This is a genomic window from Zhouia amylolytica AD3, from assembly GCF_000511935.2.
Classification (GTDB): domain Bacteria; phylum Bacteroidota; class Bacteroidia; order Flavobacteriales; family Flavobacteriaceae; genus Zhouia; species Zhouia amylolytica.
Window position 1 is genome coordinate 265329 of sequence record NZ_AYXY01000026.1, and the last position, 26704, is coordinate 292032.

The following is a 26704-nucleotide window of genomic DNA, read 5'->3' on the forward strand; positions in this document are numbered from 1 at the left end:
CATGAGCTACGAAAACATTCTAATTGAAAAAGAAGAAGGGATAGCTATTATTACTATAAACAGACCAGCAAAATTAAATGCGCTGAATATAGCAACCATAGATGAACTTCATAGAGCATTAAAAGAACTAAAAGACGATAAAGACACCCGCGTGCTTATAATTACAGGAAGCGGCGAAAAGGCATTCGTTGCGGGTGCAGATATTTCCGAATTTGCCGATTTCTCTGTTAAACAAGGTAAACGTTTGTCTGAGAAAGGACAGGACAGTTTATTCGATTATATCGAAAACTATAATAAGCCTGTAATTGCAGCAATCAATGGGTTCGCTCTTGGCGGTGGCCTAGAATTGGCGATGGCTTGCCATTTCAGATTGGCCAATGATCATGCTCGAATGGGATTGCCAGAAGTTTCCTTGGGGGTTATTCCTGGCTACGGAGGTACACAACGTTTGCCCCAGTTAATTGGTAAAGGTAGAGCCATGGAAATGATTTTGACAGGAGGAATGATAGGAACAGAACAAGCCTTATCCTATGGACTTATAAATCATATGGTGGCTCAGGAACAATTAATTCCAACGTGTAAGGAGATTGCACATAAAATAATGAAAAACTCTCCTGTAGCGGTTGCTACGGCTATCAAAGCAGTTAATGTAGGGTATAGTAAAAAAGGCTTCGATACTGAAATAGATCTGTTCGGAGAAAGTTTCGGAACAGAAGATTTTAAAGAAGGAACCGCCGCATTTTTAGAAAAACGAAAGGCGAAATTCCCCGGGAAGTAAATAAAAAAGCGCTCATTTGAGCGCTTTTTTATTTATCAAGGGCGAGATATTATTATGTCAGTTCCCATCCTTTTCTGTAGTTTCCTTTAACCCACTCATTGGCCTTGTCATAGTTGGTGATCAACATATTTTCACCATCCCACTTCAGCTTCTTTCTTCCAGGGTAGTTATAAGGAGCCCAGTCAGTCGGTTTTTTACCATCCTTTAAAACTTTATACTGAAATGCCTTAATAGCGAGATTACCCATAAGAACTGACTCTGTTAGCGGTCCGGCGTATGAGAAAGGCGATGAGGTTTCTGTGCCCTTTAAACACCCGTCAACAAAATTGTCAGCATGGGTGCCCTTCACTCTTTTTAAGGTTTCCGGCGGATATGAAATACTGCTTGGAGTATAGTTTTTTAAGAACCTCGGATTACGTGAATACGTATCGGTTACCAGGATTCCTTTTTCACCATAGAATATAGATCCGCCATCTACATTTCCAATGGTTTCCCCCTCTAGGATATTATCCGGCATGTCAGGCATGATACCACCGTCATACCAATTTAATGCGACATCACCGTGTTGATCATTTTTGAATTTAAGTCTTACAACAGAAGAAGGCGGACATGCTTTATTGTAATCGGCTTCAACAAAATCTCCCGACCATACCGTGGTACAACTCGCCTCAGCTTCATATGGATATCCTAAACTAAGGGTTTTAAAAGGAGTTTCCATAATATGACATCCCATATCACCCAAAGCTCCTGTTCCAAAATCCCAGAATCCACGCCATTTAAATGGTAAATATGCCGAATTATATGGACGCATCGCAGCAGGACCTAACCAAAGATCCCAATCCAGTCCTTCCGGAATAGGTTCTCCCTCATTAATGGTTCGCATCCCCTGTGGCCAAACCGGCCTGTTAGTCCAGCAATCTACACGATAAACTTTCCCTAAAATACCGGCATCTAACCACTCTTTGGTTTTTCTAACATCATCTGTACTACTTCCCTGGTTCCCCATTTGGGTTACGATTCCATTTTCTTTGGCAACTTTAGCCATAAGCCGTGCTTCATGTATATTGTGCGTTAATGGTTTTTCAACGTAAGCATGCTTTTTAGCTCTCATGAATGGCAGCGCTATAGTGGCATGGGTGTGATCTGGTGTAGCAACCACTACCGCATCTATATGCTTTAACTGCTCCTCATATACTTTTCTGAAATCTTTGTATTGTTTTGCTTTGGGGAACTTTTTATAAGTACCCCCGGCGCGACGATCATCAACATCACATAAGGCTACAAATTTTACTTTTTTGGTGGCATTAAGCTCGCTGATTACACCTGCCCCTCTTCCTCCGGCTCCTATGGCAGCAACATATAGCGTGTCACTTGGTGCCGTATGAGTGCCTCCCAAAACATGGCTGGGGACTATATAAAAAGCGCTGCCCGCCGCAGCAACATTCTTTACAAAATCTCTTCGTTTCATTTATTTTAAAGTTTTTGTTGATTAATGATCCTTTAATGAAGGCATAAGTTACAAAAAAATGATTATGAATAATTTTAAACTTATGGGGGTGCTGGGATATGATATTGTTGACTTAAAATGAAGAGCGTCATAATGTTAATTTCTTTATGAGAATGGAGATACTCAGAATTGTTGTGCTCTTGGGTGTTAATGTTTATAAACAATAAAGGGCCTTGTGTGATAATAGCCTTGAAATCAATAAATTTATAGTCTTGTTTGATGTGGATGAAAGATAAAACGATCATAAAAGGCCGTGGAGCACAGGTGAATGTACAAAACAAGTTTTTGGAACATTCCGAAGAGGTGCGTGATGACTTTTTAGAATATTGTCGATTAGAAGGGGAAGAAGCGGATCCTAACAAAACAACCTACATAGAAGTAACATCAAAATCCATTGTGAATAAAGTGAACAGTCCGGATGTCGGAATGTCTTATTCCATGAATCCATATCAGGGTTGTGAACACGGTTGTATCTATTGCTATGCAAGAAACTCTCATGAATATTGGGGGTACAGTGCTGGTTTAGACTTCGAGAGAAAGATTCTGATTAAGAAAGATGCCCCTGAATTATTGGAAAAAAAGCTACAATCTAAAAGTTGGAAAGCTCAAACCATTGTGCTCTCCGGGAATACAGATTGTTATCAACCTGCTGAACAACGTTATGAAATTACCCGAAGATGTCTGGAGGTATTTTTAAAGTATAAGCACCCTGTAGGTATTATTACAAAAAATGCCTTGATATTAAGAGACCTCGATATACTGAAGAAATTGGCAAAAGATAACCTGGTAAGTGTCAGCATATCGATAACATCCTTGTCAGAAACCACCAGGCGAACGTTAGAGCCCAGAACCGCCACCATTAAAAGAAGGTTCAAGACGGTAAGGGAGTTAACCGATAACGGAATCCCGGTCAATGTTATGATGGCTCCCGTAATTCCCGGTGTCAATAGTCATGAAATATTGCTATTGGCTAAAGTAGCCGCTGAAAATGGGGCCCTCTCTCTCGGTTTTATTGTCGTAAGACTTAACGGTGCCATCGGACAAATATTTACCGATTGGATTCGGAAAACCATGCCCGATAAAGCTGACAAAGTTTTGCATCAGATTGAAGCATGTCATGGGGGTGCCTTAAACGATTCCGAATTTGGAATCAGGATGAAAGGCAAAGGTAAAATAGCAGAGCAATTGCATAGTATGATGCGTATTGCAAAGCAGAAATATTTCTCAGATAAGGAATTTCCAAAAACAAATCATACCCTATATGAAGCCCAAAAACAACTTCTCAAACAACCAAAAAATGGACAAATGAGATTGTTTTGAGCCTTATCCCTTAATGGTATTTTTTATTTTCCTTTTCTTAACGAGAACAGCCATGGCCAGGAGTATCATAAAACTGGCAACATAATAAACAAAACTCGGTATAGGTAATGGATCTCCTGCAGCGTAACTGTGAAGTCCCGACAAATAGTAATTAACACCAAAAGAGGTCATGATAATTGACCAGAAACCGAACATGGCAGCAATGTGAAGGGTAATAGCCCCTTTCAATCCCGGAATCAATCGCAGGTGTAGGATAACTGCATAGACCATCATACTAATTAATGCCCATGTTTCCTTTGGGTCCCAGGCCCAATATCGTCCCCACGATTCATTCGCCCAAATGCCCCCAAGAAAGGTGCCGATGGATAGTAAAAACAATCCAATGGTCATAGCCATTTCACTCACATAGGTGAGCTCTTTTATTTTGATGTTCAGAACTTTATTTCTTCGTTCGTTACCAAATAAAAATAAGAGTAATGCCATGATGCCTATCAAAGCCGCCAGGGCTAATGGCGCATAACTGCTAACAATGGTCGCTACATGAACTTTTAACCAATATGATTTAAGCACCGGCATTAAATTGGTTATTTCCGGATTCAACCAATCCAGGTAACTGACAAACAAGAGCGCTCCACTAAATAAAGAAGCGAGTGGAAGTGTAAAGTCAGATTTTTTATAAGTGATCATACCGCATAACAAAACACACCAGGCAACAAAGATTAACATTTCGTACCCGTTACTCCAGGGAGCATGCTGTGCTACATACCATCTCAATACAATATTTCCGGCAAATACAATAAACCCAATAAGGGTGGCAATTATCATGCTGTTCCATGCAAAATTTAACCAGCTCCTTTTTAGGAATACCTTTGTGATGGCCAATAGGAGCATGATCAGTCCAACCGTAAAAAAGTATTGAAACAGCCAAAAGTTTAAATTCAGTCTATTGTACCATATTTCTGCTTCTATTCGTTGAGGTGAAGGGATGATGTCTTTCCCCAGTTCTTTTTGATAGGTGCTGATATAAGTAAGTTTTTCATCAGCATCCTCCCATCGTTGATTCAGAATATCTCTGAAATATGCCTGGGTAATGGTTTTGGCGAACTGACCGTCCTCTTGCGGAAAATCGTTAAAGTGATGGTTGTAACTAAACCAGGTTTCGTTGGTATCAAGCTTATTAGGAAATACTTTAAAGTAGTTTCCTGAAAATACATTGTAAAGTATATTAAAGCGCTCATCAACCTTTAAAACTTCTTTGTCAAATTCATTACGCTCTGCAGGTTTTTTTTGGTTTGCCTGCTCTACGGCATCCGTTAAGATATACGCATTATCACCTTCATTCAACAAGTCCTTAAAAGCAACCAACTTTTCATCATTTGGTTGTAGCTCCTTAAATAAGTCGCCTCCTTTCTTCTTGTCAATTTTAATTATAGGGATGTTTTGCCAAATTGCCGGTGCAGTATGCATGGCTAAAAAAGTCTGGTTGGCATCCATTTTAATAATGTTCCCGTTGGGTTGATGTAGTTTAAAGTAATATTTACCGGATATCTTCCTTAAAAACTCCGATGCCAGCGAGTTCATGGGCTTGATCCTCCCGTCTAAATCCTGTACCAACAGCCTACCGAAGGCATCAGAATGGGCTTTATTAATGATTTGCTGAGAGTTCATCCCTTGGCTGGTTGGATTTTCCTGAGCGAAAATAAAGTTGTTAGTACCTAATAAAAGGAAGGCAACCCAAATAGCTTGAATGCTTTTAAGCTTCTTTAGTTTTTTATTAACCAATCGGAATCGCGTCCCGTTTCCGAAAAGAGTAAAGAACATACCAATACTCATGAGGAAATATCCCAAATACGTTACATAGGTTCCCGGTCGATCATGGTTTACAGAGAGTACAGTTCCTAATTCATCGGTGTCATAACTGGCCTGAAAAAAGCGATAACCCTTATAGTCAAGAACATTATTCATGAAAATGCGATGCGGGATCGTTTCATTTCCATCCATAACGGTTACCTCACTGGCATAAGAAGATGGACTGGTAGAACCGGGGTAACGCTCCAGTTGAAAATCGTTTAACTGAATGGAGAAAGGAGTGGTTATCTTTTTAGCGCCGTACGATATACTTCCATTTAGACCCGCTATCGAAACAGGATGCTCTGTAGGTAAAAACCCTTCTCTGTATAATAGGGGAATCGTCTTCTCTTCCTCCCCTGAACTCACAGTAATTAATACGGCGTCATCTAGATTTTTATCATTCTCTTTGGGATTTTCGGCGCCACTTTTCAATGAGACCTTTCCTTTAGGGTAAAAGGCCATCGGTACAAATGAAAAATCGCCAACACGATACAGGGTTCTCAGATGCACTGCCTGTAAACTGTCCTTTTTTAGCTTGCCGGCTTCCTGAGTGGCCATTATAAAATAATCGATATGTTGGGTTGGTGAAATAACGAGTGTGCCATGGTCTTCTTTAATATTAATACTATGCTCGGCATCAGTTTCAAAGCCTATTTGATGACGATGACTTCCTATGGCTTGTACTTCCCCTTTTTTGAGAAAGATGGTTTCCTTTCCATTATCACCAGCTACCGTTAATTCAAGCATCGGCACGCCTTCTTCACTGTTAGGAACAATTTCAGGTAAGGCATCCGGAATATAAGCTTCGAAAGCAATAGAGATGGGGGTTTCGTTGAATTGGGTGTTAATCGTGAACTCATTATCTTTTACAGCCGAGAAGTTTTTCTTGGCCTTTATAGATTTTACTTCTTTGCCATTGCTCAGGCTAAGGTTAAGGTAGTTTTCATCAGAAATGATTGTATTGGAAGAAGCACCTTCACGAATGCGCATAATTCCACCGTAGGAAGTGAATCGGGTAATTCCTGCGCCTATGATAATCACAATAAACCCAATATGAAATAGTAATACAGGCCATTTTTCTTTTCTGTATAACTTGTATTTGTAAATGTTTATGATGAAGTTGATGGTGAGTAAAACCATTAATAGCTCAAACCACCAGGCATTGTAAATTAAAGCCCATGCTGCAGCAGTTCCATAATCGTTTTCTATAAAGGTGGCTATGGCCATGGCACTTGCAAATGCTAATAGAACCAGTAAGGCAATCCGGGTGGAAGAGATGAGTTTATACAAATATTTCATAAGGGGTAGTATATTTTAAAAGGTGTAAAGAAAAAAACACCTCTTTACACCTTTAGAAGACTGTTTAATGATACTTATTCATTGAGCTGTGGCGTCATTTTGGCTTCGCGTTCTTTCGCTTTTTCCAGCCATTTCGGTACAACGGTTTCTAAAAACACCTCTTTATCGCTATTTAACTTTTCTATATCCAGTCCGATATAAGCCTGTGCTTTTTCCTTAGAGGTAATATCAGGCATATCTACAGGAGCATTGTGTCCCAGGTCTGCGAGCAAACGAGCTAGTTTTATTCTTCCTTTCTGAACAATTTCAAGGCCACTTCCTAAAACCCGTGCCGTCTCAACAGGAGAGTGAAAAGAAGCGCCATGGGCGGCTGCTGCATAATCCCAACGCCATTGCGCATGACGAATATCCTGAAGGATGTCTTTCATCTGATCTTCTGTGGCTCCAAGATCCCAGGCTTTTTTAGCTTCAATATGTGCTTTTACCAAAAAGCCTTCTAGCTTTAAACGATTCTCATTGGCCTTACGTTGGCGTTCGTATACGTTTTCCGCTAATTTATTAGCTTCCTCCCTATGACAAACCTGGCAGGCATTGGCTATGTTGTTTAAAGGTGATTGTATATGATGATCGGTAAATTTTTGTCCGCCTTCACTTTTATAAGGCATATGGCAATCAGCACATGAAACACCTCTGTCTGCATGCACACCAGTTAAATAGGTTTCATAACCTGGGTGTTGCGCCTTTAACATTGGTGCTTTACTCAGTTGGTGAGTCCAGTCTGAGAACTCAATCTCGTCATAATATTTTTCCATATCCTCGACAGACATCCCATTTTTCCATGGAAAAACAAGATATGGGGTGCCCTCTTTGCCAGGTAAGTTTTTATTGAAGTAATACTCCACATGACATTGGGCACAAACTAAAGAACGCATTTCCTGATGCGTAGCCTGGGTGATGTCTTTTCCCATAGACTCGAAGGCTTCGATCAATGCAGGTCTGGTTATTGTTAACTTCATGGTTTTTGAATCATGGCAGTCGGCACAACCGATCGGATTCACAACCTCTTCACCTTTGTCAGCCCATTTACCTTGATAAAATTCCGCTATGCCGTGTTCGTTCATGAGTCTCGGAACATCCGGACTTTTACAAGTCCAGCAAGTTGCTGGCATCGGCCCGTCACCAGGGCCTTTAGGAGCTCCGGTTCTTAAAGTGTTGTGAATATCCTCTACCGCATAATAATGTCCACGTCCCTGATTGTAGTCTTTTGAGAAACCATATCCGGCCCATAAGATGACTAAATTTGGATCTTCCTCTAAAACATCTCTCATCTTAGACCCTCCTTGATAAGAAGCAAATGAAGTATCAGCTGTTTGAATATACGACTGATATTCTTTTGGGAAATTCTCACCCCAAACCGCATTTCTTGGTTCATGTTCACTAATGTTCACTTGAGGAACATACTTGTACTTAGCTTCATTTTTTCTGTTGATAATACTTGAAGCAAGTAACCCCAATAAAAAAACTACTATGACCGTAACGAGAAATAAAACTTTATTCTTCATGAGGAGATTGTTTGTCTTGATTAATTTTTTGTTCTAACCATTCCGGAATAACCGTTTGTTCGGTATCCGTTGGAATGGGAGCGATATTATGCTTTATAGTTGATATTCCATGAATTCTTCCGTGTGGTACCTCGCGATGACATTCCCAACATTGACGATCAGTTCGGTTGGCACCGTGAGTTTCAATCCATCCATCATATTTAGTTTGGGTAACCTGTTGGACATGACACCGTATACAATTGTCTTGTACCACTTCCTGAGATGCTTCACGCATAAACATAACCTCTGGTTCAGCTCTTAAAGTAAATACCGAGGCATGAAACAATCCGTCTTTGGCCTTGAAGTAATATGTGTTTACAATATTGTCATGAGGTACATGACAATCATTACAAGAAGCCCATTCTCTATGAGAACTATGCATCCAACTGTTATAAACAGGGGTCATTACATGACAATTTACACAAGCCTTTGGGTCGTCTGACATATAAGAAACAATTTCAGCTTCTTTTGCCATAAACAGGCCCAGGCCCATCATGATAGCAATCAGAAATACGGCTGTTGCCCGCCAGTTGGAATGCTTTTGTGGTAATATGTTTTTAAGCATATGTAAAATATTGCATTTATAAACACATTGCGCATCCGGTATGTACCGGATCTTCGGTTTGGTTATATGTTGAACCCCTTTATTAAGTTATAACTTAATAAAGAAATTGATTTCGTATGACAATATTCTTGAACAAGTCTTGAAAAAAACATGACTTATGTCATCAAGTTATAAAAAAGTTCTGAATGTTTATGTAAGTTGTTGGTTAATATTTGATTAATCAAAAAATCAAGGCAGGTTTACTAGAGCTTTTTTTCGAAAATAACTTCTAAATTCCCATTTCGATCTTCATCAGTGTCTACAATATCAAATCCGTTTTTAAGATTGAGTATCATCATAGGCCGAAAACGGTTCATAGATTTCGTTCTTAGCCTGGTATATCCTTTAGATCGAACCCAATTTTCCTGAACGTAGGCAAGTGCTTTAGCTACACCCCTTTGACGATAGTCCTGTATAACTCCGCCAGACCAACTATAATAAACCGTTCCTTTTAGTGCATATCCTATTTTAAATCCTACAGGTTTACCATCAATAGAAGCAAGTAATAGTAACAAGTCTTTTTTGTTTTCTAATTTCTTTAAGAATGAATCTTTATTCGCATTATCAAACACTTTTTCGTACAATGTGTAGATCTTCTTAAGCTCATCAGATGATGGCGCTACGGTAATTTTCTGTATGTTGAGGTTCCTTGATAACATTGAGTATAACTCTTATATGATGCACTTACTTTTTGGGTTTCGATAACCATTCTATGCTTATTATAAATCTAGTGAATGCAGTTGGTTCTACCATCATTTTTTTCTTATTAATTAGGTGTTCTATTTTCCCACAATAAAGATTCAAAACATACCTTAAGGCAGGATGCATTAACCCTTCCGGAAACATATCACTTGATGCTATGGGATTTTAGCTCCCGGAAAATGAGGTGTGGTACTTTTACTTTGAATATTGCTTAAAATAGAAGGTGAGGAGGGTTTTGTGAAAAGATAATGGTATCGATTCCTTTGATTGAGGGAGTATCTACTTCTTTCCATCCCATTCATCGTAGAATTGTGATAAGAAACGCTCCATAAATTGATGGCGCTCCTGGGCAATTTTTTTTCCTGATGTTGTCTTCATGCGATCTTTTAACAACAGAAGTTTCTCATAAAAATGATTAATTGTCGGAGCCTTGGACTTTTTATATTCCTCTTTACTCATATTGAGTTTAGGAGCAATATCCGGATTGTAAAGTTCCCTGTTTTTAAAACCTCCGTAATTAAAAGCCCTGGCAATTCCGATGGCGCCAATGGCATCCAGTCGGTCGGCGTCTTGAACAATATTTAATTCTAAAGAGGAGAAGGAACGTTGGTCAAAATCATTTTTAAACGAAATGTTCTCTATGATGTGCACTACATGATTAATGACAGGTTCTTTTACGGCTAGAGATTCAAGGAATTCACGAGCCATTCTTGGTCCAACACTTTCATCTCCATCATAAAATTTTGGATCCGCAATATCGTGCAAAAGGGCTCCCAGACTCACAATGAGTGGATCGGCTTCCCTTTCATCTTTTGCAATGGCGATGGCGTTGTTGAAAACCCTCTGAATGTGAAACCAATCATGACCACCTTCTGCACCTTTTAATGTTTCTTTGACAAAGGCAATGGTCTCTTCTACAATTTCAGTGTTAGTCATTAGAAATGTCTTTTACAATGGTTTGCTCTATCTGCTGGGTGAGTTTAGAGATATCTTGCCCCGCTATTTTTATCGGATCATGAACCTTAAATTTAATGTGATTCCCAATACCTAAAGGGAAGTTTCCATATCGGAAGAGCTTCCATGAGTTGTTAATGGTAATCGGAACCACCACCGCTTCAGGAATCTGTTGAAACATTAACTTTAAACCACTAATCTGAAATCGTTTCGGCTTACCGTTTTTACTGCGGGTGCCTTCAGGGAATATAACGGCAGCATAATTGTTTTTTCTGATGTATTGGGAAAAGTCTTTAATCGCTTGAAGTGCCTGTTCAGAGTTTTTTCGATCAATTAAAACCGATCCGCCATGACGTAAATTATACGATACACTCGGAATCCCTCTGCCTAACTCGATCTTACTGATAAACTTTGGGTGATACTTACGCATATGCCAGATAATTGGAGGAATATCATGTAGGCTCTGATGGTTAGCAACAATTATAACAGGGGTGTCATCCGGAATATTTTTGTTCATTTCAAAAGTATAACGGTTTCCAAGCAGATTAACACAGCGCATTAAAAACCAATTCAAAAGGCTAACACTTTTTTTATGTGCTTCATACCCGAATAAATTGAGGCATATCCACTGGGTAATATGAAAAATAACCAACGTTAGTCCGAAACAGAGGTAGTAGATGACAGATAAGGGGTATGCGAGTATTTTGGCCATGAATTTGTTAAAATTATGGGTGAATTTAATGCTTTTTCAATTATACAACAATCGTTAAAAAGGTTTTCTGTGTATTCTGTTCGTTTTTATCCATAAAAAAACCACTCTTACTTTTAAAGAGTGGTTTATAATATGCGTTTAAGCTTTATTAACAAAAATCGTTGTAAGCTTCCATAAGGTTTTCAGCGATCATTTCAGCTGGTCTTCCTTCAATATGATGACGTTCTAACATATGAACTAATTCACCATCCTTAAATAATGCCATACTTGGTGAAGATGGAGGGAAAGGAAGCATATAGCCCCTTGCTTTGTCTGTAGCCTCACGATCAACACCAGCAAATACAGTATATAAGTTATCTGGTTTCTTAGCGTTTTGTAAACTTATTTTTGCTCCCGGACGCGCATTCGCAGCCGCACAACCACAAACTGAATTAACCACGATTAATGTGGTTCCTTTTTGGGCGATAGCTACATCTACATCTTCAACGGTTACAAGTTCTTGAAAACCCGCTGAAGTTAAATCTTCCTTCATTGGTTTTACTAGCTCTGCTGGATACATATGATTTAAGAATTTAATTCAACAATAGTATCTGCAAAGATAATGAAAAAGAATTGGGTTTTAGGGTAATTAATTCATGCTTAAAGTTTATTGCAGGATCAATTTTGTTTATTGATTCGATAAATTTTTAAAATTGTTTAAAACCCTATCTTTGCCTGCAAATTAAATAGAATGATATGGTAAAGTGGTTAGCCGCTTTTTTAGGATACATGATTTTTAGACTACCTGGAGCAGTAATGGGGTTTTTACTTGGTAGTTTTTACGATATGATGAAAGATGATAAAGGAAACAGATCTTTTAATCAAAGAAGCAGCCGGACGGTGACCCCTGCCGATTTCGAAATGCATCTGATTTCGTTGTGTGCCATTGTTATAAAAGCAGATGGTTCCGTCAATCAAACCGAATTAAATTACGTACGCCAATACTTTGTTTCAACCTACGGGAAAGAAAGAGCCAATAATATTTTCAGAACATTTAACACCGTAATTAAGGATCGTGAAATTTCAGCTCAACGAGTGGCCTCTTATCTGAAACAACGATTGAGGTATGAGGTGCGTTTGCAATTACTTCACTTTTTATTTGCCATTGCTAAAGCAGATGGTGCAGTTTCGAAAGCTGAAATCGAAAAGATCAAGGAAATTGCAGGGTATTTGCAAGTTAATTATCGCGATTTTGAGAGTATCATGGCGATGTTTGTAAAATCTGCTGATAATGCATATAAAATTTTAGAGGTAGAGCAATCAGCCTCAAACGATGAGGTGAAAAAAGCCTATCGAACCATGGTTAAGAAATATCATCCTGATAAGGTCATTACTGAAGATGAAGCCATTAAAAAAGGAGCTGAAGAGAAATTTAAAGAGGTGCAGAGAGCATACGAAGACATTCAAAAAGAACGAGGGTTTTAAAAAAAGAAAAGGGCATTATGCCCTTTTCTTTTTTTTCATTTTATTCAACCAGATAAGCGTACCGGTAATGGGCAAGCTAGTTCCTATTAAACATGCCAGAAAATAGAGTATTTTAGAAAAAACACCATATATTTCCCCAGTATGTATAGGTTTTATTAAACTCGCAATTTGCACGTTTAAAGGTTTTTCAGCAAAGAGCTCTTTTTTTAATACATTTCCGTAGATATCAATCAGTACCTGATCCGAAGTTACGGGCGACCAGTTATCTTCATTGTACTTGCGAATACTGTAATAAGCATTGTTAGTATTAGGAAAATTAATAGCGGTTTTGCCTTGGTAAGGGAGCGATTGATCGGCTATAGCCATGGCCTTTTCATAAGAAATTGTTGGGAGGTTCTCATGGGTTACTGTGTTTACCTGATTACCGCCTCTGTTTCCAAATACCTTGGTCCCCATTACGACGCTTAATCCATTACGATACCCTTCGAAAGACCAGCATAATCCTGTAAGTCCCATGATTAGAATTAAAATGCACGAGTAAAAGCCCAGTGTATTGTGCAGATCGTGATTAACACGTTTCCAATTGGCCTTGGTTTTTATTTTAAATCCTGCCTTAAAGTTTTTCCATTTTAATTTTTTAGGAAACCACAGTACAATTCCGGAAATACTTAAAATGAGAAAAAGGATGGTTGCAATTCCGACGATAGGTCTTCCAATCTTACTGTCTACTAACAACCACCTGTGGAGTTTAAACATGGAGAACATAAAATCGTCAGCACTGGTTTTTTTGGGCACAAGCGATGCTCCGGTATAAGGATCTACAAAATAGGTGGTTCCTCGTCTTTCCTTGGGAGATTGTTTTACCCTAAACTCATAAGGAGCAGTTGATTTTTCTTGAAGGGTAACACTGGATATAATAGCTTCTTTCCCGAGCTCTTTTGACAAGTTTTCTTTTAGTTCAGTTAATGAAATCTTTTTTCCGCTTGGGGTTATTTCTAAAGATTCGGAAAAAAGAGCTTTTATTTCATGCTCAAAGGTCAATATGGTTCCTGTCAGACATACGATAAATACAATAATCCCGCTGATAAGCCCAATCCATAAGTGGATGTCGTTGATCAGCTTTCTGAAACCATATTTTTTCTTTTTCTTCATGTGGCTTAAAATTTAAAAGCAGGCATAATTCATTATGCCTGCGGTAACAACAAATAATTTTATTAAAACCTGTAGGTTAATACACCTCCAAAAGTTCTCGGGTCCGTCTGATTGATATATCGTGTTCTGTATGCGTTATATCCGATTTCGTTAAATAGGTTATTAGCTAATAATCGAACATTCCAATGCTGATCTATTTGATAGGCGATCTGGGCATTTACTAACGTATAAGAAGCGACATTAAATGGCTTCTGTCCCGGCACAATTCCTTCATGAGTAACAGCACCTGCACTCCAGTCATTAATAGGGCGCTCGCCCGTATAATAAGCTCCGGCTCCAATACTTAAGCCTTCCAACGAACCTTTGAAGAGGTAGTTAGCATAGGCATTAAAAGTATGCTTTGGAGTATTTAAAGGCGCTGAGCCATAAACAAATGAAGTATGCTCTTTATATTGGGCATCGATATAGGAATACCCGGTTATTAATTCAAGGTTATCTAAGATTCTACCGGTAAGCTCTACCTCAATTCCCTTTCGCTCGTCATTACCTCCTTTTTGATAAAAGCCGGTAGCTACCCAGTTTTCATCATATACCGGAAGGTTGATGTCTCTGTTGTTGATCTTGAAAAAAGTAAGGTTGAAACGTAATTTATTGTCCAGCCAGTTTGTTTTAATTCCGGCCTCCAATTGATCAAATCTTTCATTACCCAATGGATTTCCGTCCACATCTAAGCGATTCCCACTTCGTGGATAAGAACTGTTGGTATAAGAAGCAAAAACATTAACATGTTTATAAGGTGAAAATACGATACCTACTAATGGATTTAATGCATCACTTGAAGTGGTTTCCTGATCGGCAATTGTTTCTGTAGTGCTATATCTTAATCCTAAAAATGCTTTAACCCATGAATTGAAGGTAATAACATCCTGCGCAACCACACCGATCGAGTTTGAAGAGGCTTTAGCTTCCGACGGACTGCCGAAAGGAATAGCATCAGGTAGTCTGTTTGAGGTATTGGTGAAAATATCAATGGTGTCAATTACACTGCTTCGCTCGCTGAAAGTATTATAAGAGGTGGTTCTGTAATCAAACCCAACCTGAAAACTGTGTTTGATGCTTCCTGTTTCCAGTTCGTCGCCGATAAGGTCGAATTGCAAGACACTATTCTTGTCGTTTCGCTCTGAAATAGAATATCCTCTTTGCCTTTGGTTGTAGATAGGTTCTGAGTTCTCGTCAGAAATGTAATTACCAAGACTCGCGGCTTTATCATTCAAGGCCAGATCGGAGGTGTAATAAGCGCCCTTTAATTGTAATTTATCGGTTAACTGATGATCTAAACGCAATGCAAAAGTCGTATTCTTGGTAACCGCTCTGTCGTTTTCAAACCCGAGAAATTGATCGTGAGGAAGATCGTAAATGGCGTTGGTATCATTTTCTCCAAGGTTTACAGTTCCCATGTCTGGAGTTCGGCTGTCGTCTAAATAATCCATTTCAGCAGTGAACGTCGTATTCGGACTTATACGCCATTGAATCGAAGGGTTAATGTAAAATCTTTCAGACGATATGCCATTACGATAGCTGTCAGCCCTTTCTAATGAACCGTTAAGTCTGAATGCTAGATTCTTCTTATCGTTCATAGGACCGTAAATATCGAAAGCAGGACGTACCAGGCCAAAGCTTCCTGCACGCATAGAAGCGCTTCCGCCAAATTGATATTTAGGGGTCTTGGTAACAATATTAATAACACCACCCGGACTCCCTAAATCCGTTGCTACTCCCTGGGTAATCGAAGCAGCGCCTTTTAAAACCTGAATGTTGTCAACACCTTGCATATCGGTAAGAATACCAACCCCTCGGAAATCAGAATGAATACGTACCCCGTTTTTCAAAATCGGGATTCCTCTGAATCCTCTCGACGACATACTTTCTCTACGATTACCATAGGTGGCAAAAGTGTATACGCCCGGTACATTTTTGGTGGCTTCCGAAATGGTTAAATTCCCTTGTTGTTCTATAAGTTTGTCCGAAATAATCGAAATACTTTGAATTTGCTCGTAAGGTGCCAGGGGTAGGCGGGTTAAAGCTTCAATTTTATCGGGATGCTTGAACCTGTTGCCAAAAACCTCTACCTTTTCTAATTGCATGTCTTCTTCAAGGGTGAAAGCGAAGCTTTTAGATTCGTTTGCTCCAATGATAACAGGTTCTATAACGGTTTTATAGCCTACCGCACTTATCACGATTTGATGATTCCCTTCAGGGATGTTGGGAAGATTGAAATTTCCATTTTCATCCGCGTAAATTCCTATGTTAGTACCCTGTAGCTGTATGGTGGCATAAGCTATGGGAGACTCATGACTATTGATTATATGACCTTTTATTTCGGTGTTTTGTGCCTGTGCAAATGAAACACATAAGAGTATAAATAGTAATTTTTTAAACATGTTTATTTAGATTTATTAAAAATAACGAGGCAAATATAGATCACCCAGCATTCTTGCAAAACATTATTTAGAATAATTTTAAATAAAGAAATTAATACATCTGATAGTCAGTCCGTTGTAAGGTGTTAAAGTTTTTTAGAGTGTTTTATTGGTCTCTAAATTTGATGGAGTGAATATTAATAATGATCTATTCAATCCTGTCTAACCTTTGTTTCCTTGCCTTTTTAGATTCGATTTTTTTCGTTGGTAATTAAATTAATCGTATGTTTGGGAGGAACAATAAATCACGTATTTTACTTAAATTACCTAACTTACTATGGATCAATTTTGGTTCTATTTTAAACTAGGGCTTACCCACGTCCTGGACCTGTCTGCATACGATCATGTTTTATTTTTAGTGGCATTAACGGTGCCTTTCACATTTAAAGACTGGAAAAGAGTATTGTGGCTGGTAACTGTTTTTACCATTGGTCATACCGTTGCTTTAGTATTATCCTCTTATAATGTTGTGAGTATAAGAGTAGATCTGGTAGAATTTTTGATCCCTGTTACCATCCTTGCGACAGCTTTGTTTAACCTATTCACAGCCGGTAAAGGAGCCCGTAAAGAGAAGTTGGGTGTTACCTTTTTTGTCACTTTGTTTTTTGGGGTCATTCACGGTTTAGGCTTCTCGAACTATTTTAAAGAAATTATAGCAGGACAGGAAAGTAAATTATGGCCGCTAATTGAGTTTGGTCTTGGGGTAGAAGCTGCTCAGGTAATAATAGTCTTATTGGTGCTTATCTTTAGCTTTATAGCGCAATCCATATTCAGGTTTAATAAAAGAGATTGGATCTTGATAATTTCTTCGATCGTAATAGGTTTTGTTATACCAATGCTGAGAGAAACATACCCTTACTAAGTAGAAGGCGTACATCTAATTAATATTAGGTAAAAATTAACGCCTATCTGGTTGGTTGTAAGGGCTAAACCTTATATCTTCGTTAAAAATAACTTTACAGCAACCTTGGTGTTGCTTTTTTTGATCTCTATCAGTATTTATGACTGACAAAAAGCAATTACGTTACGACAAAGCATATTTAAGAATGGCCGTTGAGTGGGGCAAATTATCTCACTGTACCAGAAAACAAGTTGGAGCCATTATTGTGAAAGGAAGAATGATCATTTCCGACGGATACAATGGAACCCCTACAGGTTTTGAAAACCCTTGTGAAGATGAAGAAGGGTATACAAAATGGTATGTATTACATGCTGAAGCAAATGCCATTTTAAAAGTTGCCTCCTCTACCCATGCTTGTAACGGGGCTACCTTATACCTGACCTTGTCTCCATGTAAGGAATGTAGTAAGCTCATTCATCAGGCCGGAATTACCCGCGTAGTGTTTATAAGCCAATACAAAGACGACTCTGGAATACAATTTCTTGCTAAAGCGGGCGTTGAAGTAGAGCAAATATCAGATATCGAAGGAGAATAATGTTGAAAGGAAAGAATTATATATGGCCGGTAATTATCTTGGGGGCGCTAGCACTCGGGGTTTTTATTGGTGGTAAATTACACTTTAATGACACCCCTGAAAAATTATTTACTACAAATTCAAAAAAAGATAAATTAAATCGTCTGATCGATTATATTGATTTTGAGTATGTAGATGAGGTGAATACCGATAGCATTGTGGATGTTACCGTTAATAATATACTCGATAAATTAGACCCTCATTCTGTATATATCCCAAAAGAACAGGCTAAAAGAGCTGCCGAAAGCATGAAAGGTGATTTTGTGGGTGTGGGTGTTAGTTTTTATATGTATAAGGATTCCTTGACGGTTATTCGTCCAATTAAAGGCGGACCCTCATACAAAGCAGGGGTTAAACCCGGAGATCGTATTCTCTTTGCCAACGGTGATACCCTGTTCGGGAAAAAATTGGCAAGCGAAGAAATTATAAATAAACTTCAGGGAGCTAGAAATACACCGGTCAACCTTAAAATATTCAGAAAGGGAGAAGAGGGACTTTTAGATGTTAAAATCAAACGGGCAGAGGTGCCGCTTCCAAGTGTGGATGCCTATTACATGCTTTCAGATTCCCTCGGATATATCAAGATTAATCGATTTGCAGAAAGCACCTATCAGGAATTTAAAATTGGCCTTAACGCCCTTTTGGAAGAAGGGATGACTGCTTTAACCCTTGACCTGAGAGATAATCCGGGTGGGTATATGGGTATTGCGGAAGAAATAATAGATGAATTTCTTGAGTCCAGAAAACTAATCGTATTTACAAAAAATAAGAGCGGAGCTATTCAAAAAAGTTATGCGACTAAAAAAGGCGACTTTGAGGATGGACATGTATATGTGTTAATTAATGAAAAGTCGGCTTCTGCCAGTGAGATTGTTGCCGGGGCATTACAAGATAATGATAAGGGAACCATCGTCGGTAGAAGAAGTTTTGGAAAAGGATTGGTACAAAGAGAAATGGGGCTGGGAGACGGGTCTTCAGTACGTTTAACGGTTTCTCGATACTATACCCCTACCGGTCGTTCTATTCAACGTTCATATGAAAATGGAACTAAAGATTATTATGATAATTTCTATGAACGTTATCGCAATGGTGAATTAAAAAACCAGGATAGTATCAAAGTTGCTGACTCCTTAATCTTTAAAACCCCTAAAGGAAAAATTGTTTACGGTGGTGGAGGGATTATCCCGGATGTTTTCGTTCCTATAAACGGCACCTATAAAGATGAGTCACTTGATGTGCTTTTGAAATCGGACTTCACTTCTTTTTTTGCATTTGAATTATTGGATAAAGATCGCAATGCATACAGTGATTACGATGCTGATAGTTTTATTGATGAAGTGGTAATTACTGATCAGACTGTAGAAGACTTTATTAATTATTCTCGTAACGATCGAGGTTTGAATATTGATTTGAACCCTTACAAAAAAGCGATGAAAAAATATATTAAAGCGGCTATTGCAGAACAATTATACGGTCCGAATATTAAGGAACAGATTCTCAATCAAGATGATCATATGCTAAAGAAAGTTATTGAGCTTTCAAACAGCGATTCGGAAGATGTAAATCAAGAAGAGTAGGAAGGTGCTTAGACAAGCTTATCGTGAACGTGAGCATGTTTTCCGTTATTCCACAAGGTCAGGATGTCGGTAGCTACTTGTGCCCCACTTCCCGCAGCTATAGCAAATTGACTTCGCCACCCCGCTAACGTTCCGGCTACATAAATTCCTTCCGCTACAAGATGATTGGTATTTTTTAATTGTACGCGCTCTTTTTCCCGATTTGATAACTCGTGAGGTTCGAGATACTGATTTAATCCCTCAATATTGAAAAAATTTGTATAACCAAGAGCTACTACGATCAATTTGGATGTATACCGGTTTTTATTGGTAAATATTGTAAAGTGATTGAGGTCCTTTTCTACTTTTAGAACTTTTTCATTTTCGATTTGAAGGACATGAGGATAAAGGTCAGCCAGGTGTTTCTTGCTCGCATTTAGAAGGTCTAATCCGCTCGTTCCCGGTGCTATTCCAATAGCATTATTCAGCTCAGCAGACTGTAAATGCGATGCTTTTTGGTGTGCTATAATCCCAATTTTTTTGTCTTTCGCAAATTCTTTGCTCTTGGCAGAGCCTAATATCAAAGCACATTGCATTCCGGCTACTCCGCCACCGATCACTAATACGTCGAACATTAATGATTGTCTTTAATTTTATCTTGGATTTTCTTAGATAATGTGAATATCGTCAATAAAAGTATAGCACATATGGAAGCAACAACACCTATGATAGCCACTACGCTGTCTCCTTTAAACGGTTCGCTAAAGTCAATCAGGGTTACATTGTAAGCTATAAGGGCTACAGCTAAAAGAATTAATATGGAAATAAGTATTTTCATTATCGATTGTAATTACATCACAAAGGTATTGAATTAAGGTATGTATGACAAAAAACACTGCCGAATACCAGTTCTTTTCAGAATAGTTTAACAGCAAATGTTAAAATAATCCTGTCACATTAGCAGAAAACAGCTTAACCGCAATTGCTAAAAGAATGACACCGAATACCTTACGGATTACAGCTAATCCTGATTGTCCTAGAATGCGACTTAACTTTTTAGAGGATTTAAGAACGATGTACACAAATATGATATTGATAATAATTCCAGCGGCAATATTTTCAACATGATATTCAGCTCTTAAAGATAAAATTGAAGTTAAGGTACCTGCTCCCGCAATCAAAGGGAAAGCTAAAGGTACAATGGATGCTGTTTCAGGGGCATCATCTTTATACAAGGTAATCCCCAGAATCATTTCAATAGCTAAAAAGAATAATATAAATGAACCGGCAACGGCAAACGAATTTACATCAATACCAATAAGGTTTAAGATTTCTTCCCCGATAAACAGAAAAGCTACCATTATTAAGGCTGCAACAACAGAGGCTTTCTCGGATTGAATGTGACCTACCTTATTGCGTAGATCGATAATGATAGGTATGCTTCCGACAATATCGATTACCGCAAAAAGAATCATGCTAGACGTAAATATTTCTTTCACATTAAAATTCATGACAATAACTTGTAAGCGTTTAAAAATGAGCGTGCAAAGCTAATATTAACTTTCGTATTTCAATTACAAAAAAACTAAATTTTTAATAAAATTTTATTGATGAGCCACTTCTTAAAAAGTATCTTTGCCGCATGTTTCAATTAGGAAAGACTATAGTATCGGAGGAGATCATTGAAAATGATTTTGTTTGTAACATTTCAGCTTGTAAGGGAGCTTGTTGTGTTGAAGGAGAAGCAGGTGCACCACTTGAAGATGAAGAGACAGGTATTCTGAAGGATATTTATGATAAGGTAAAGCCTTATCTCAGACCCGAGAGTATAGCTGTGATAGAAGAACAGGGCACCTTTGTTAAAGGACTTGATGGCGAATGGGAAACTCCGTTGGTAAATGGAGCAGAGTGCGTTTATGTTACTTTCGATGAAAAGGGTGTAGCAATGTGCGGTATAGAACAGGCACATAGAGATGGAGTGGTAGATTGGAAAAAACCCGTTTCATGTGAATTGTATCCCGTACGTGTAAAACAATACTCGGAATTTGCTGCAGTTAACTATCATAAATGGCATATTTGTGACGACGCATGTAGCTTGGGTAAAGAACTACAGGTTCCGGTTTATAAATTTGTAAAAGACGCCTTGATTAGGAAGTTTGGAGCTGATTGGTACAAGGAATTGGAGTCGGTTGCCAAGCAATTGTAGGAATAATAGATCACATATTTTAAAGTTAAAGAATTAAATGATATATTAGGGAGGCATATCCCTTACATCTTTATTATCATGGCTTTCATGTTGGCATACTTATGCGTGTTTTGTTTAATACGTAAAATAATTCAAGTATGAGTATTTCTAAGATGGATTTAAAGTTTTTTAAGCCAATCTTGTTGGTTTTTGTGTTACTTGTAATTTCTTGTAAAAACGATAAAAAATCCGAAAGCAATACAGCCCGGGAGGTGGTTGAGGTAAAAGTAGATTCCGTTATGGAGTTTGGTATGGTTGATATCCTTACCACGGCCATGGAGTTTCAAATGCCGGATACACTGCCAGCGGGATGGTTGCATTTACGATATAAGAATGCCTCCGCCGAACCTCATTTTTTTATTCTTGAGAAATATCCCGAAGGGGTTGGAATTGAGGAGGCAAAAAAAGAAATAGTTCCGGTCTTTCAGGATGCCATGGATTCAATTATGGTTGATAGGTTTGAGGCAGGGATGAAGCGTTTTGACAGCCTTCCTGCATGGTATCAGGAGGTGGTGTTTCACGGTGGATCTGGATTGATATCTCCGGGGAAAGTATCAAATTCTTATGTGAATTTACAGCCTGGTACATACCTTATTGAATGCTATGTCAAGATGCCTAATGGAAAGTTTCATTCCTCTATGGGAATGTTAAAACAATTTGAGGTTGTTGATAAGTGGAGCTCCATGTCACAACCAAAAGCTACTGTCGACCTCACTGTGTCATCTGATCAGGGCATTATTTTCGATGGTGATGTTTCGTCCGGAGACCATGTTTTTTCAGTGTTTTTTAAGGATGCTAAGATCTACGGAAATTTTGTTAATCACGATGTCCATCTCGTTAAATTGGAGGATGAAGACGCTGTTGATAACTTAAATTCCTGGATGAATTGGCTCGAAAAAGATGGGTTTATTTCACCAGGCCCACAGGGAGTTATATTTTTAGGGGGGTCACAGGAAATGCCGATGGGAAGTACTGCCTTCTTTACGGCAACCCTTACTCCAGGCCTCTATGGGTTAATTGCTGAAGTCCCGGATCCTAAGGCTAAAGGATTGTTCAAAACCTTTACCGTGAGTGAATAAGGTTTTTATTTAAAAATAAATGAGCTCTCAACGGTCTTAACTCATTGAGAGCTTGCTGTTAACGAGGTTTTGTCCATCGTTAGCACCTTAATTCGTGAGAATTTTCCCGATTTAAACATTTGGTTAACAATTACTTAACAAAGTCAATAGCAATCAGCGGTTTGCGATTTGTCAACAATTTCTGTTAAAAACTTTTAAAGTTAAGTTTTGATTTCTGCTTTCAATTTTGGGTTCGTTTTGCAATCTTTGTTAGTCCCGAATCACTTCAAATTCCATTTTTTAAAACATTAAAAACGAGATAGATGTCAGCATCAGTAGAACCAATTTTACAAGAAAACAAAGACAGATTTGTTCTTTTCCCGATAAAACATGAGGATATTTGGCAATGGTATAAGAAACAGGAGGCTTGTTTTTGGACCGCTGAAGAAATTGATTTACACCAAGACCTAACAGATTGGAATAATAAGTTAAATGACGATGAGCGTTATTTCGTAAAACACATCTTAGCCTTTTTTGCGGCTTCAGATGGTATTGTGAATGAAAACCTGGCCGAGAATTTCGTAAATGAAGTACAGTTTACAGAGGCTAAATTCTTTTATGGTTTCCAGATTATGATGGAAAATATTCATTCAGAAACCTATTCATTGCTTATTGATACCTATGTAAAGGATGAAAAAGAAAAAGATGTTCTTTTTAAAGCAATAGAGAACTTTGAGGCTATCAAGAAAAAAGCAGACTGGGCTTTAAAATGGATTGAGTCTCCGAGTTTTGCAGAAAGACTAATAGCATTTGCTGCTGTAGAAGGGATTTTCTTTTCTGGGGCATTCTGCTCGATCTTCTGGTTAAAGAAAAGAGGTCTTATGCCGGGGCTTACTTTTTCTAATGAATTAATTTCAAGAGATGAAGGGATGCACTGTGACTTCGCAGTTCACCTACATAATAACCACTTGATTAATAAAGTCCCTAAAGATAGAATTAAAGAAATTATCATTGACGCACTTGATATCGAGCGTGAGTTTATTACCGAATCGTTGCCGGTAAGTTTGATTGGGATGAATGCTAAATTAATGACCCAATACCTCGAATTTGTTACAGACAGATTGTTAGTTGAGTTGGGATGCGAAAAGGTATACAATGCTACCAATCCTTTTGATTTTATGGATATGATATCTCTTCAGGGGAAAACCAATTTCTTTGAGAAAAGAGTTTCAGAATATCAAAAGGCAGGAGTGCTTAATAAAGATGAAGATTCTCAAAAAATTAGTTTCGACGCCGATTTTTAATAACTAAAGTTTTAACCACCGGGGTTTAATATAAACCTCTTGAAAAATATAATATAAGCTGAAGAAGTGCATTCTTTGGCCTGGACAAATAGTCTTTAACCTTAAATAGTGTAGCGTATGTTTGTAGTCAAAAGAGACGGAAGAAAAGAGCCGATTATGTTCGATAAAATAACGGCCCGAGTTCGAAAATTATGTTATGGTCTGAATCCACTGGTAGACCCTGTAAAAGTAGCCATGAGAGTTATAGAAGGCTTATATGACGGGGTGACTACTTCGGAATTAGATAACCTTGCGGCAGAAATCGCTGCAACATTAACCACTACACACCCTGATTATGCTAAATTGGCGGCTAGAATATCAGTGTCCAACCTGCATAAAAATACAAAGAAGTCATTTTCGGAAACAATGACCGATTTGTATGAGTATGTGAATCCTCGTACAGGTAAAAAAGCTCCCCTGATTGCAGATGATGTTTATAAGGTCATTGTCGACAATGCCGATAAGCTAGATTCGACCATTATATACAATCGCGATTTTGGTTATGACTATTTTGGTTTTAAAACATTAGAACGTTCGTACCTTCTTAAAATAAACGGAAAAGTAGCCGAACGTCCTCAACATATGCTAATGAGAGTCTCTGTAGGGATTCACCTGAACGATATCGATAGTGCAATTGAAACGTATGAGTTGATGTCGAAAAAATACTTTACGCACGCTACACCAACATTATTCAACTCAGGTACACCTAAACCTCAAATGTCTTCATGTTTCTTGCTGACCATGAAGGATGATAGTATTGATGGTATATACGATACCTTAAAGCAAACAGCTAAGATTTCTCAATCTGCCGGAGGAATCGGACTTTCTATCCATAATGTACGTGCCACAGGTAGTTATATTGCAGGTACAAATGGTACATCTAATGGTATTGTACCAATGCTAAGAGTCTTCAATGATACTGCGCGCTATGTAGACCAGGGTGGAGGTAAAAGAAAAGGGTCTTTTGCGATCTATGTTGAACCGTGGCATGCAGATATTAACGACTTCTTAGATCTTAAAAAGAATCATGGTAAGGAGGAAATGCGTGCACGTGATTTATTCTATGCAATGTGGATTCCTGATTTGTTCATGAAGCGTGTAGAAGAAAATGCTGAATGGACCCTTATGTGTCCTAATGAATGTCCCGACTTATGTGACACCTATGGAGAGGAGTTTGAAAAATTATATACCAAATACGAAAGCGAAAGTAAAGGACGTAAAACCGTGAAAGCGAGAGATCTTTGGGAAAAGATACTAGAGTCTCAAATCGAAACCGGTACCCCTTATATGTTGTATAAAGATTCTGTTAACAGAAAATCAAATCAAAAGAATCTCGGAGTAATACGCTCGTCAAACTTGTGTACGGAAATTATGGAGTACACATCTCCTGATGAAGTAGCGGTTTGTAATTTGGCATCAATAGCGCTGCCAATGTTTGTTAAGAACGGAGATTTTGATCATAAAGAGTTGTTTAAGGTTACAAAAAGAGTTACAAAGAACCTGAACAAGGTGATTGACCGTAATTACTATCCCGTTAAAGAGGCAGAAAACTCTAATATGCGTCACCGACCTGTAGGGCTTGGGGTGCAGGGACTGGCAGATGCCTTTATTATGTTAAGACTCCCTTTCACCAGCGACGAGGCTAAAAAGTTGAATCAGGAGATATTCGAAACCATGTACTTTGCAGCAGTTACCGCTTCAATGGAAATGGCGAAAGAAGAAGGAGCCTATTCAACCTATGAAGGCTCTCCGATTTCCCAGGGAGAATTCCAACATAATATGTGGGGTGTAAAAGATGAAGAACTTAGCGGAAGATGGGATTGGAATAAACTACGTAAAGATGTTAAAAAGCACGGAGTGAGAAATTCATTATTAGTGGCTCCGATGCCGACAGCATCTACCTCTCAGATCCTTGGAAATAATGAATGCTTTGAACCTTATACATCAAACATATATACGCGTCGTGTACTTTCCGGAGAGTTTATAGTTGTAAATAAACACCTCTTAGAAGATTTAGTTAAACTAGGTTTGTGGAATGAACAACTCAAGCAGGAGTTGATGAGAGCAAATGGCTCAATTCAGCATATTGATATTATACCACAGGAAATAAAAGAACTTTACAAGACGGTATGGGAAATGAGTATGAAAGATATCATAGACATGGCCAGACAAAGAAGTTACTTTATAGACCAGTCTCAGTCTCTTAATTTATTTATGGAAGGTGCAACCTTTGCTAAATTAACCTCGATGCATTTCTACGCTTGGAAAAGTGGTTTAAAAACCGGAATGTATTACCTGAGAACTAAGTCTGCTGTTGATGCAATTAAATTTACTTTAGATAATACAAAGAAATCAGAACCTGTTGTTGCAGCTGCTACTGTAGCACAGAATGAAGTGGATCCTCAGGCTGTTGAAATAGAGCCTATGGATCCGGAAGAATTAAGAGCTATGTTAGCGCAATCACGCGATAATGAAGATGATGATTGCCTGATGTGTGGTTCTTAAAGATTAGATATCCATTAGACTTAACCTTAATTTTGAAGAGCCCCTCCAGAGGGGCTTTTTTATACATCTGTTTTTATGAGTGAGCAATTTAAGGTAAC

Annotated in this window: 23 protein-coding genes; 10 read left to right on the forward strand and 13 right to left on the reverse strand. The window is 38.3% G+C overall.

Annotated elements, in window-relative coordinates; genetic code table 11:
• Position 1 precedes the first annotated feature (1 nt).
• Positions 2 to 778 (forward strand): enoyl-CoA hydratase/isomerase family protein, encoded by a 777-nt coding sequence (locus P278_RS14755; protein ID WP_038268552.1) that lies wholly within the window; start codon positions 2 to 4, stop codon positions 776 to 778.
• Positions 779 to 830: 52 nt separating this feature from the next.
• Here P278_RS14755 and P278_RS14760 read toward each other — a convergent pair whose 3' ends face one another.
• Positions 831 to 2246: a Gfo/Idh/MocA family protein gene (locus tag P278_RS14760; protein ID WP_038268554.1), complete on the reverse strand. Its 1416-nt coding sequence runs from the start codon at positions 2244 to 2246 to the stop codon at positions 831 to 833.
• Between the two features lie 264 nt (positions 2247 to 2510).
• On the opposite strand from P278_RS14760, the gene P278_RS14770 reads away from it, so the two are divergent.
• The gene (locus P278_RS14770; protein ID WP_038268557.1) at positions 2511 to 3605 is read left to right on the forward strand and encodes a PA0069 family radical SAM protein; all 1095 of its coding nucleotides are present in this window, start codon (positions 2511 to 2513) and stop codon (positions 3603 to 3605) included.
• A gap of 3 nt (positions 3606 to 3608) precedes the next feature.
• Here the strand turns inward: P278_RS14770 and ccsA are convergent, their stop codons facing one another.
• From ccsA to P278_RS14805, 7 genes are all read right to left on the reverse strand, one after another.
• A complete protein-coding gene (ccsA, locus tag P278_RS14775; RefSeq protein ID WP_038268558.1) occupies positions 3609 to 6755 on the reverse strand; it encodes a cytochrome c biogenesis protein CcsA in 3147 nt (1048 codons plus the stop codon).
• 74 nt (positions 6756 to 6829) lie between these two features.
• Positions 6830 to 8317 (reverse strand): ammonia-forming cytochrome c nitrite reductase, encoded by a 1488-nt coding sequence (gene nrfA, locus P278_RS14780; RefSeq protein ID WP_038268559.1) that lies wholly within the window; start codon positions 8315 to 8317, stop codon positions 6830 to 6832.
• A complete protein-coding gene (gene nrfH / locus P278_RS14785) occupies positions 8307 to 8921 on the reverse strand; it encodes a cytochrome c nitrite reductase small subunit (RefSeq protein ID WP_038268561.1) in 615 nt (204 codons plus the stop codon). Before nrfH ends, nrfA begins: the two co-directional genes overlap by 11 nt.
• A gap of 242 nt (positions 8922 to 9163) precedes the next feature.
• Positions 9164 to 9619 carry a GNAT family N-acetyltransferase gene (locus tag P278_RS14790; protein ID WP_051413603.1) on the reverse strand — a complete coding sequence of 152 codons (456 nt, stop codon included), beginning with the start codon at positions 9617 to 9619 and terminating at the stop codon, positions 9164 to 9166.
• A gap of 322 nt (positions 9620 to 9941) precedes the next feature.
• A complete protein-coding gene (locus P278_RS14795; protein WP_038268562.1) occupies positions 9942 to 10598 on the reverse strand; it encodes an HD domain-containing protein in 657 nt (218 codons plus the stop codon).
• Entirely contained in the window at positions 10591 to 11133 is a 543-nt protein-coding gene (locus P278_RS14800; RefSeq protein WP_316930422.1) for a lysophospholipid acyltransferase family protein, read from the reverse strand. Before P278_RS14800 ends, P278_RS14795 begins: the two co-directional genes overlap by 8 nt.
• A gap of 343 nt (positions 11134 to 11476) precedes the next feature.
• Positions 11477 to 11887 carry a BrxA/BrxB family bacilliredoxin gene (locus P278_RS14805; protein ID WP_038268566.1) on the reverse strand — a complete coding sequence of 137 codons (411 nt, stop codon included), beginning with the start codon at positions 11885 to 11887 and terminating at the stop codon, positions 11477 to 11479.
• Positions 11888 to 12063: 176 nt separating this feature from the next.
• Here P278_RS14805 and P278_RS14810 point away from each other — a divergent pair, with 176 nt between their 5' ends.
• Positions 12064 to 12792 (forward strand): tellurite resistance TerB family protein, encoded by a 729-nt coding sequence (locus tag P278_RS14810; protein ID WP_038268567.1) that lies wholly within the window; start codon positions 12064 to 12066, stop codon positions 12790 to 12792.
• A 15-nt stretch (positions 12793 to 12807) separates the two neighbouring features.
• Here P278_RS14810 and P278_RS14815 read toward each other — a convergent pair whose 3' ends face one another.
• The gene (locus P278_RS14815) at positions 12808 to 13944 is read right to left on the reverse strand and encodes a PepSY-associated TM helix domain-containing protein (RefSeq protein ID WP_038268569.1); all 1137 of its coding nucleotides are present in this window, start codon (positions 13942 to 13944) and stop codon (positions 12808 to 12810) included.
• A gap of 62 nt (positions 13945 to 14006) precedes the next feature.
• Positions 14007 to 16385, reverse strand: a complete 2379-nt coding sequence (locus P278_RS14820) for a TonB-dependent receptor (protein ID WP_038268571.1) — start codon at positions 16383 to 16385, stop codon at positions 14007 to 14009.
• Positions 16386 to 16701: 316 nt separating this feature from the next.
• On the opposite strand from P278_RS14820, the gene P278_RS14825 reads away from it, so the two are divergent.
• The 3 genes from P278_RS14825 to P278_RS14835 all read left to right on the forward strand — a co-directional run bounded on the left by P278_RS14825 (position 16702) and on the right by P278_RS14835 (position 19476).
• The gene (locus tag P278_RS14825) at positions 16702 to 17286 is read left to right on the forward strand and encodes a HupE/UreJ family protein (protein ID WP_038268574.1); all 585 of its coding nucleotides are present in this window, start codon (positions 16702 to 16704) and stop codon (positions 17284 to 17286) included.
• A gap of 139 nt (positions 17287 to 17425) precedes the next feature.
• A complete protein-coding gene (locus tag P278_RS14830; RefSeq protein WP_038268576.1) occupies positions 17426 to 17860 on the forward strand; it encodes a deoxycytidylate deaminase in 435 nt (144 codons plus the stop codon).
• Positions 17860 to 19476, forward strand: a complete 1617-nt coding sequence (locus tag P278_RS14835; RefSeq protein WP_038268578.1) for a S41 family peptidase — start codon at positions 17860 to 17862, stop codon at positions 19474 to 19476. Before P278_RS14830 ends, P278_RS14835 begins: the two co-directional genes overlap by 1 nt.
• 8 nt (positions 19477 to 19484) lie before the next feature.
• On the opposite strand, the gene P278_RS14840 is transcribed toward P278_RS14835, so the two are convergent.
• The 3 genes from P278_RS14840 to P278_RS14850 form a co-directional block, all read right to left on the reverse strand.
• Complete coding sequence (locus tag P278_RS14840; RefSeq protein WP_038268580.1) at positions 19485 to 20090, reverse strand: FAD-dependent oxidoreductase; 606 nt, start codon at positions 20088 to 20090, stop codon at positions 19485 to 19487.
• A complete protein-coding gene (locus P278_RS14845) occupies positions 20090 to 20293 on the reverse strand; it encodes a hypothetical protein (RefSeq protein WP_038268582.1) in 204 nt (67 codons plus the stop codon). Before P278_RS14845 ends, P278_RS14840 begins: the two co-directional genes overlap by 1 nt.
• A gap of 100 nt (positions 20294 to 20393) precedes the next feature.
• A complete protein-coding gene (locus tag P278_RS14850) occupies positions 20394 to 20966 on the reverse strand; it encodes a MarC family protein (RefSeq protein WP_038268583.1) in 573 nt (190 codons plus the stop codon).
• Positions 20967 to 21097: 131 nt separating this feature from the next.
• Here P278_RS14850 and P278_RS14855 point away from each other — a divergent pair, with 131 nt between their 5' ends.
• The 4 genes from P278_RS14855 (at position 21098) to P278_RS14870 (ending at position 26606) form a co-directional block, all read left to right on the forward strand.
• Positions 21098 to 21661, forward strand: coding sequence for a DUF3109 family protein (locus tag P278_RS14855; RefSeq protein ID WP_038268584.1), 564 nt, complete (start codon positions 21098 to 21100; stop codon positions 21659 to 21661).
• A gap of 137 nt (positions 21662 to 21798) precedes the next feature.
• Positions 21799 to 22779 (forward strand): hypothetical protein, encoded by a 981-nt coding sequence (locus P278_RS14860; protein WP_051413604.1) that lies wholly within the window; start codon positions 21799 to 21801, stop codon positions 22777 to 22779.
• Between the two features lie 302 nt (positions 22780 to 23081).
• Entirely contained in the window at positions 23082 to 24062 is a 981-nt protein-coding gene (locus tag P278_RS14865) for a ribonucleotide-diphosphate reductase subunit beta (protein WP_038268586.1), read from the forward strand.
• A gap of 117 nt (positions 24063 to 24179) precedes the next feature.
• Positions 24180 to 26606, forward strand: a complete 2427-nt coding sequence (locus P278_RS14870) for a ribonucleoside-diphosphate reductase subunit alpha (RefSeq protein WP_038268587.1) — start codon at positions 24180 to 24182, stop codon at positions 26604 to 26606.
• Positions 26607 to 26704: the final 98 nt, after the last annotated feature.

Bases quoted from the DNA above. Each gene is read 5' to 3' on its own strand.
- P278_RS14835 (WP_038268578.1), top strand. From the start codon at position 17,860: ATGTTGAAAGGAAAGAATTATATATGGCCGGTAATTATCTTGGGGGCG.
- P278_RS14795 (WP_038268562.1), bottom strand. From the start codon at position 10,598: ATGACTAACACTGAAATTGTAGAAGAGACCATTGCCTTTGTCAAAGAA.
- P278_RS14830 (WP_038268576.1), top strand. From the start codon at position 17,426: ATGACTGACAAAAAGCAATTACGTTACGACAAAGCATATTTAAGAATG.
- P278_RS14840 (WP_038268580.1), bottom strand. From the start codon at position 20,090: ATGTTCGACGTATTAGTGATCGGTGGCGGAGTAGCCGGAATGCAATGT.
- P278_RS14760 (WP_038268554.1), bottom strand. From the start codon at position 2,246: ATGAAACGAAGAGATTTTGTAAAGAATGTTGCTGCGGCGGGCAGCGCT.
- P278_RS14770 (WP_038268557.1), top strand. From the start codon at position 2,511: ATGAAAGATAAAACGATCATAAAAGGCCGTGGAGCACAGGTGAATGTA.
- nrfA (WP_038268559.1), bottom strand. From the start codon at position 8,317: ATGAAGAATAAAGTTTTATTTCTCGTTACGGTCATAGTAGTTTTTTTA.
- nrfH (WP_038268561.1), bottom strand. From the start codon at position 8,921: ATGCTTAAAAACATATTACCACAAAAGCATTCCAACTGGCGGGCAACA.
- ccsA (WP_038268558.1), bottom strand. From the start codon at position 6,755: ATGAAATATTTGTATAAACTCATCTCTTCCACCCGGATTGCCTTACTG.
- P278_RS14855 (WP_038268584.1), top strand. From the start codon at position 21,098: ATGTTTCAATTAGGAAAGACTATAGTATCGGAGGAGATCATTGAAAAT.
- P278_RS14805 (WP_038268566.1), bottom strand. From the start codon at position 11,887: ATGTATCCAGCAGAGCTAGTAAAACCAATGAAGGAAGATTTAACTTCA.
- P278_RS14755 (WP_038268552.1), top strand. From the start codon at position 2: ATGAGCTACGAAAACATTCTAATTGAAAAAGAAGAAGGGATAGCTATT.
- P278_RS14800 (WP_316930422.1), bottom strand. From the start codon at position 11,133: ATGAACAAAAATATTCCGGATGACACCCCTGTTATAATTGTTGCTAAC.
- P278_RS14860 (WP_051413604.1), top strand. From the start codon at position 21,799: ATGAGTATTTCTAAGATGGATTTAAAGTTTTTTAAGCCAATCTTGTTG.
- P278_RS14845 (WP_038268582.1), bottom strand. From the start codon at position 20,293: ATGAAAATACTTATTTCCATATTAATTCTTTTAGCTGTAGCCCTTATA.
- P278_RS14815 (WP_038268569.1), bottom strand. From the start codon at position 13,944: ATGAAGAAAAAGAAAAAATATGGTTTCAGAAAGCTGATCAACGACATC.
- P278_RS14870 (WP_038268587.1), top strand. From the start codon at position 24,180: ATGTTTGTAGTCAAAAGAGACGGAAGAAAAGAGCCGATTATGTTCGAT.
- P278_RS14810 (WP_038268567.1), top strand. From the start codon at position 12,064: ATGGTAAAGTGGTTAGCCGCTTTTTTAGGATACATGATTTTTAGACTA.
- P278_RS14825 (WP_038268574.1), top strand. From the start codon at position 16,702: ATGGATCAATTTTGGTTCTATTTTAAACTAGGGCTTACCCACGTCCTG.
- P278_RS14820 (WP_038268571.1), bottom strand. From the start codon at position 16,385: ATGTTTAAAAAATTACTATTTATACTCTTATGTGTTTCATTTGCACAG.
- P278_RS14865 (WP_038268586.1), top strand. From the start codon at position 23,082: ATGTCAGCATCAGTAGAACCAATTTTACAAGAAAACAAAGACAGATTT.
- P278_RS14790 (WP_051413603.1), bottom strand. From the start codon at position 9,619: ATGTTATCAAGGAACCTCAACATACAGAAAATTACCGTAGCGCCATCA.
- P278_RS14850 (WP_038268583.1), bottom strand. From the start codon at position 20,966: ATGAATTTTAATGTGAAAGAAATATTTACGTCTAGCATGATTCTTTTT.